Source organism: Streptomyces sp. NPDC127092, assembly GCF_042722475.1.
In the GTDB taxonomy this organism is placed as follows: Bacteria; Actinomycetota; Actinomycetes; order Streptomycetales; family Streptomycetaceae; genus Streptomyces.
Genome location: NZ_JBHXFE010000166.1, coordinates 1 through 1,928, shown reverse-complemented (window position 1 = coordinate 1,928; position 1,928 = coordinate 1). Strand labels below are relative to the sequence as shown.

Annotated in this window: 3 protein-coding genes; all 3 read right to left on the bottom strand. The window is 71.5% G+C overall.

Translation table 11 applies throughout. The annotated features are described in order from the left end of the window. The coding region (gene hisF / locus ACFWJO_RS38410) for an imidazole glycerol phosphate synthase subunit HisF (protein WP_386872818.1) at positions 1-327 on the bottom strand (327 nt) is incomplete at its 3' end. A 46-nt stretch (positions 328-373) separates the two neighbouring features. Next, positions 374-1,222 (bottom strand): ATP phosphoribosyltransferase, encoded by an 849-nt coding sequence (gene hisG / locus ACFWJO_RS38405; protein ID WP_036315380.1) that lies wholly within the window; start codon positions 1,220-1,222, stop codon positions 374-376. 53 nt (positions 1,223-1,275) lie between these two features. Then, on the bottom strand, positions 1,276-1,539 hold the full coding sequence (locus tag ACFWJO_RS38400) for a phosphoribosyl-ATP diphosphatase (protein WP_010078767.1): 264 nt from the start codon (positions 1,537-1,539) through the stop codon (positions 1,276-1,278). Between the last annotated feature and the right edge of the window lie 389 nt (positions 1,540-1,928).

The following is a 1,928-nucleotide window of genomic DNA, read 5'->3' as shown; positions in this document are numbered from 1 at the left end:
GGCCACGGCCGCGGTGTTGACGGAGACCTTGTCCGCCCCCGTGCGCAGCAGCCGGTCCACGTCCTCGACGGTGCGCACGCCGCCGCCCACGGTCAGCGGGATGAAGACCTCCTCTGCCGTGCGGGTCACGACGTCGTAGGTCGTGGCGCGGTCCGAGGTGGAGGCGGTGACGTCGAGGAACGTGATCTCGTCGGCGCCCGCGGCGTTGTAGCGGCGAGCGAGCTCGACCGGGTCGCCCGCGTCCCTCAGGTTCTCGAAGTTCACGCCCTTGACCACGCGCCCGGCGTCCACGTCCAGGCAGGGGATGACACGCACGGCGAGGCTCACGTCGGCTCCTTCGTCTCGGGGGGCTCGGGCGGGACGGCGCGGGCCGTCAGAGGCGGATCGCGTGGATCGCGGAGATCAGGATGCCGCGGGCGCCCAGGGCGTACAGCTCGTCCATGACGCGGTTGGCGTCCGGCTTGCGGACCATGGAGCGCACGGCGACCATCGTCTCGTCCCGCAGCGGGGAGACCGTCGGTGACTCCAGCCCCGGGGTGACCGCGGTGGCCGCCTCCAGCAGGTCACGGCGGATGTCGTAGTCGATCATGACCCAGCGGCGGGCCACGAGCACGCCCTTGAGGCGGCGCAGCAACACGTCGAGGCCCTCGGGGCGCTCCCCTGCGCGGCCGATCAGCACGGCCTCCGAGTCGAGGATGGGCTCGCCGAAGACCTCCATGCCGGCGGCGCGCAGAGTGCTGCCGGTCTCCACGACGTCGGCGATCGCGTCCGCCACGCCGAGCTTGACGGAGGACTCCACGGCGCCGTCGAGGTGGACCACCGTGGCGTCCAGGCCGGTGCGGGCCAGGTAGTCGGAGAGCAGGCCGTCGTAGCTCGTGGCGATGCGCTTGCCGGCGAGCTGCTCGGCGGAGGTGAAGGAGCCGACGGGGGCAGCGAGACGGAACACGGAGCGGCCGAAGCCGAGCGCCATGATCTCCTCGGCGGTGTCCCCCACCTGCGCGTCGCAGAACAGGTCGCGGCCGGTCAGGCCGACGTCGAGGGTGCCCTGGCCGACGTAGACGGCGATGTCCCGGGGACGCAGGTAGAAGAACTCGACGTTGTTCTCGGGGTCCACGAGGACGAGCTCGCGGGAGTCCCGGCGTTGCCGGTAGCCGGCCTCGGTCAGGATCTCGCGGGCGGACTCGGACAGGGCGCCCTTGTTGGGCACGGCGATGCGCAGCACGCGTCGGTCTCCTCGGGGTGCGGTGGGGCGGGCGGGGAACGGGGCCGGCGGCCTCAGAGGTGGCGGTAGACGTCCTCGAGGCTGATGCCGCGGGCGATCATCATGGTCTGCACGTGGTACAGCAGCTGCGAGATCTCCTCGGCGGCGGCCTCATCCGACTCGTACTCGGCGGCCATCCAGACCTCGGCCGCCTCCTCGACGACCTTCTTGCCGATCGCATGGACGCCGGCGTCGATCTGGGCCACGGTGCCGGAGCCCTCGGGGCGCTCCTGCACCTTGCGCGTCAGTTCCGCGTACAGCTCGTCGAAGGTCTTCACGGGACCACCCTAGCGACCCTGCCCCTCCAGCCCAGACCGGAGTCGGTCATTGTGACGTACGGGACGGCGGGGTCTTCGCCACGCGCTGCACCTACGGGCCCACGTGGGACGTGCCGGCCGCTCAGCGTCCTCCCCCTCCCATGTCTGCACGTTCCTTCACTCCCATCGGGGCACGCGCGCGAGGCGGCCGTGGACGTGGGGATGACGGGCTGAACGTGCCCGTCCGGTCCGCACGCATGGCCCGGGCGACCTCCGACAGGTGGGCACGACACGCTCGTTTCTGACCCCGGCGACGACACCGCTCATTGCACACCTGAGACCCCACCAGGCCGATCACTGCCCCGAACCCCGACCGAGCCCACCGCACCAGATCTCTTCCGCGACGCACC